At 62.8% G+C, this 3,830-nt stretch carries 6 protein-coding genes and 1 rRNA gene; 2 read left to right on the forward strand and 5 right to left on the reverse strand.

The genetic code is table 11. The features are described 5' to 3' along the window. On the reverse strand, positions 1 to 139 hold a 139-nt coding region (locus tag GQ57_RS41130), incomplete at its 3' end, for an SDR family NAD(P)-dependent oxidoreductase (RefSeq protein ID WP_134320086.1). A 164-nt stretch (positions 140 to 303) separates the two neighbouring features. Between GQ57_RS41130 and GQ57_RS37795 the strand changes: the two genes are divergently transcribed. After that, positions 304 to 1,275, forward strand: a complete 972-nt coding sequence (locus tag GQ57_RS37795) for a potassium channel beta subunit family protein (RefSeq protein WP_031403728.1) — start codon at positions 304 to 306, stop codon at positions 1,273 to 1,275. A gap of 112 nt (positions 1,276 to 1,387) precedes the next feature. Continuing rightward, positions 1,388 to 2,233, forward strand: a complete 846-nt coding sequence (locus GQ57_RS37800) for a 23S rRNA (adenine(2030)-N(6))-methyltransferase RlmJ (protein ID WP_031403729.1) — start codon at positions 1,388 to 1,390, stop codon at positions 2,231 to 2,233. Positions 2,234 to 2,249: 16 nt separating this feature from the next. Here the strand turns inward: GQ57_RS37800 and GQ57_RS37805 are convergent, their stop codons facing one another. The 4 genes from GQ57_RS37805 to rrf form a co-directional block, all read right to left on the reverse strand. Next, on the reverse strand, positions 2,250 to 2,618 hold the full coding sequence (locus GQ57_RS37805; RefSeq protein WP_031403730.1) for a hypothetical protein: 369 nt from the start codon (positions 2,616 to 2,618) through the stop codon (positions 2,250 to 2,252). A 114-nt stretch (positions 2,619 to 2,732) separates the two neighbouring features. Beyond that, positions 2,733 to 2,879: a DUF3563 family protein gene (locus tag GQ57_RS41135; protein ID WP_072445473.1), complete on the reverse strand. Its 147-nt coding sequence runs from the start codon at positions 2,877 to 2,879 to the stop codon at positions 2,733 to 2,735. A 214-nt stretch (positions 2,880 to 3,093) separates the two neighbouring features. Beyond that, positions 3,094 to 3,498, reverse strand: coding sequence for a Cu(I)-responsive transcriptional regulator (gene cueR, locus GQ57_RS37810; protein ID WP_031403731.1), 405 nt, complete (start codon positions 3,496 to 3,498; stop codon positions 3,094 to 3,096). A 243-nt stretch (positions 3,499 to 3,741) separates the two neighbouring features. After that, positions 3,742 to 3,830, reverse strand: a 5S ribosomal RNA gene (gene rrf / locus GQ57_RS44555); the annotation flags it as partial.

The following is a 3,830-nucleotide window of genomic DNA, read 5'->3' on the forward strand; positions in this document are numbered from 1 at the left end:
CCGCGTTCGCGCCGTCCTGGTTCAGGTCGGCGATCGCCACCGCCGCGCCCGCCTTCGCGAGCTCGAGGGCGATTTCCTTGCCGATGCCGCTTGCGGCGCCCGTGACGACTGCGGTCTTGCCGTTCAGATCTGCTGCCATGTCCGTCTCCTCCCGATATCGGATCGATAAAGCACACTCCCGCCGCATCCGCATGCATCGCGCGACCTGAGCGGCGGGCCAGCCGTCATTGTGCACGATCGGCCCCGCGCTTCGCGTGCAAAACGTCTAAGCTTAAGGTCGTTCCAGTCACGCAGGAGGTTCGCATGCACTACCGTCGGCTGGGCCGCTCCGGCCTGCAGATCAGCGCACTTTCGCTCGGCTCATGGGTCACGTACGGCAACCAGGTCGATCAGCGGGCGGCGCGCGAATGCCTCGCCGCGGCGCGCGACGCGGGCGTCAATTTCTTCGACAACGCCGAGGTCTACGCCGGCGGCAAATCCGAGGAAATCATGGGCGAGGCGCTCAAGTCGCTCGACTGGCCGCGCATCAGCTATATCGTGTCCACGAAGTTCTTCTGGGGGCTTGCGGAAGCGCCGAACCAGTATCACACGCTGAACCGCAAATACCTGCTGAACGCGATCGACGGCTCGTTGCGCCGGTTGCAGCTCGACTATGTCGACCTCGTCTACTGCCATCGCCCGGATCCGAACACGCCGATCGAGGAAACCGTCTGGGCGATGAGCGACATGATCGCGCGCGGCAAGGCGCTGTACTGGGGCACGTCGGAATGGAGCGCCGACGAAATTCGCGCCGCGATCGAGATCGCCGAACGGCATCACCTGCACAAGCCGGTTGTCGAGCAGCCGCAATACAACCTGTTCCACCGTATGCGGGTCGAACAGGAATATGCGCGCCTCTACGACGACTACGGCCTCGGCCTCACGACCTGGAGCCCGTTGGCGTCGGGCCTGCTCACCGGCAAGTACCGCAACGGCGTGCCGCCCGGCAGCCGCGCGCAGTTGCAGGGTTACGACTGGATGCGCGACCGATTGACCGATCAGGCTGCCAACGACATCGTGGAGCAGCTCGGCAAAATCGCGGCCGAGCTCGGCTGCAGCACGGGCCAGCTCGCAATCGCGTGGGTGCTCGCGAATCCGCGCGTGAGTTCGGTCATCACCGGCGCGTCGCGGATCGAGCAGATCGGCGACAACATGCGTGCGCTCGACGTCGCCGAGAAGCTGACGCCGGACGTGAAGCAACGGATCGAGGAGGTGGTCGGCGCCGCATACGAGTAAGGCGGCTTGCGGCCACTCGCGTACAATACGCGGCCCGCATCGGCACCCGGCCTGACCGCCGTGTACGAGCGGGCGCGTTCATCGATTCACCTTTCGTTTCAGGCAGCCAGCCATGCTCAGTTATCGTCACGGTTTTCACGCAGGCAACCACGCAGACGTGCTCAAGCACGCCGTCGTCGTCCAGCTGCTGCGCCACCTGAACAAGAAAGACAAGTCGTACTGGTACATCGACACGCACGCAGGCGCCGGCGTGTACTCGCTGCGCGACGGCTACGCCGCCAAGACGTCGGAATTCGACACCGGCATCGGCCGACTGTGGAATGAAAAGAACCTGCCGGACGTCCTGGGCGACTATGTGGACGAAGTCCGTGCGCTGAACGACGACGGCGAATTGCGCTTCTACCCGGGCTCCCCGTACATCGCCTGGCGATCGATGCGCGAGCAGGACCGCATGCGTCTGTTCGAAATGCACACGACGGAAATCGACGTGCTGCGCCACAATTTCCGCGACGCGGGGCGACGTGCGATGATCTTCGCCGGCGACGGTTTCGAAGGCATCAAGGCGCTGCTGCCGCCGCCGCCGCGACGCGCACTCGTGCTGATCGATCCTTCATACGAGGACAAGAAGGATTACGCACGTACGATCAGCTGCGTGACGGAATGTCTGAAGCGTTTCGCGACGGGCTGCTATGCAGTCTGGTACCCGCAGGTCACCCGGACGGAATCGCAACGCTTTCCCGAGCAGTTGAAACGCCTGCAGCCGAACAACTGGCTGCACCTGACGCTGACCGTGTCGAATCCGCCGACGGACGGGCTGGGCCTCTATGGCAGCGGGATGTTCATTCTGAATCCGCCCTATACGCTCGCCCAGAGCATGAACGAAGCACTGCCCTATCTCGTCGAGATGCTGGGACAGGACAGCGGTGCCCGCTGTCAGATCGAGCACCGCGGAAACTGATCGGGCAGCCCGTGCGTTACGGCTGCGGCCTCGGCGCAAGCCGCGGCTGGTTGGCTGGCGGTGCGCCCCAGGCGGGAACATTGATATACGGCGCGACGAACAGCGGGACCGAAGTGTTCGGCGCTTGCCCGGCCGGTGCCCGCATGCCCGCCGGCTCGACGATCGGTGCGCTGGATAGCGGCGCCGTCTGCAGCACCAGCCCGCCCTTGCCGTCCTGGATACCTCGTTGCGTATCGAGAATCAGCGGCTTGGACGCCGTCGCGGCGCTCGCCGCGAGGCCGTGGACAAGCACCGCCGCGCCCAGAGCGAGGCGCGCGCGGGCAATTCGACGCACATCGAGACGCAAACGCATGATCGTGTCCTTCCGAATGAAAAGCAGGCCCATACCATAGCGCCGCATCGGCGATTCCGCCAGATCCGGCGCACAAAAAAACAAAGCCCCGTCAATACGGGGCTTGCTTATCGTTCGGCGCCACATGGCACCTGCCGGTGACTCCGATTACAGCGAGTAGCCGTTGGTTTCGAGCGAACGGATGCGGTGCTCGAGCTGGACGATGTCCGACGACGTAGCGAGGTAAGCCTCACGGCGCTCACGTTCTGCGGATTCAAACCAGTTGCTCAGCTTTTCGACGATGTAGGCGATCATGACGTTCTCCAAGGAGGGGGAACCCTGGTGAATCGAGATTCAGGGATTTCCCGTATAGGGTTATCCCGAATTATAGCGACGCCGCACCAAGATGCTAGTGAAATACTTGCATGGAAGCCATTCCTGTTTGGAATGGAGTCACGCGAGGCGGTCGTAACCTCTTGATTTTCATGGGAAACGCATCGAAGCCTGTTTCGGCGCTCGAGGGCACGCACTAATTTGGTTCATTGATGGGGTTCGCCAGACGCGCCAAGATCGGGCATTCCGGCCGGTCGTCCCCATGGCAGTGCGTGGCAAGGTCTGCCAGCGTATCGCGCATGTCGCTCAACTCCGCAATGCGCTTGTCGAGTTCAGCCACATGCTCGAGGGCGATCGACTTCACTTCGGCGCTGGCGCGCGAGCGGTCTTGCCAGAGCATCAGCAGTTTGCGGATGTCTTCGACGAGAAAGCCGAGCCGTCGCGCCTGCCGGATAAAGCGAAGCGTATGGATTTCGTCTGCGCCGTAGATCCGGTAACCGGCGTCGGTACGCTTGCTCGGCGCGAGAAGACCGACCTGTTCGTAGTACCGGATCATTTTTGCACTGACTCCGGATTCGCGCGACGCGTCGCCGATGTTCATTCCCCGCCCTCTCCGTCAAACCCTGGTTCCGATCATGAACGTCGACGGATGCAATCGCCGACGGCATTTCGATCGTACCAAATTGCGCGGATTCGCTCCCGGCAAGGCATGGAACGGGACGACCTGGCCAGTGCCGGCCGGATGTGCTGAAGGAAGCACACTGCCTGATCCGGCTTCACTCGCATTTCCGCCGCCGAAATGCAAAAACCCCCGCCTTTCGGGCGGGGGTTTCTGGCTTAGGGAGCCTGACGATTACCTACTTTCACACGGGAATCCGCACTATCATCGGCGTAGAGTCGTTTCACGGTCCTGTTCGGGATGGGAAGGGGTGG

The organism is Burkholderia sp. MSh2 (assembly GCF_000731655.1).
In the GTDB taxonomy this organism is placed as follows: domain Bacteria; phylum Pseudomonadota; class Gammaproteobacteria; order Burkholderiales; family Burkholderiaceae; genus Burkholderia; species Burkholderia paludis.

Coding starts and splice junctions, on each gene's coding strand:
- cueR (WP_031403731.1), bottom strand. CDS start 3,498: ATGAACATCGGCGACGCGTCGCGCGAATCCGGAGTCAGTGCAAAAATG.
- GQ57_RS37805 (WP_031403730.1), bottom strand. CDS start 2,618: ATGGGCCTGCTTTTCATTCGGAAGGACACGATCATGCGTTTGCGTCTC.
- GQ57_RS37800 (WP_031403729.1), top strand. CDS start 1,388: ATGCTCAGTTATCGTCACGGTTTTCACGCAGGCAACCACGCAGACGTG.
- GQ57_RS37795 (WP_031403728.1), top strand. CDS start 304: ATGCACTACCGTCGGCTGGGCCGCTCCGGCCTGCAGATCAGCGCACTT.
- GQ57_RS41135 (WP_072445473.1), bottom strand. CDS start 2,879: ATGATCGCCTACATCGTCGAAAAGCTGAGCAACTGGTTTGAATCCGCA.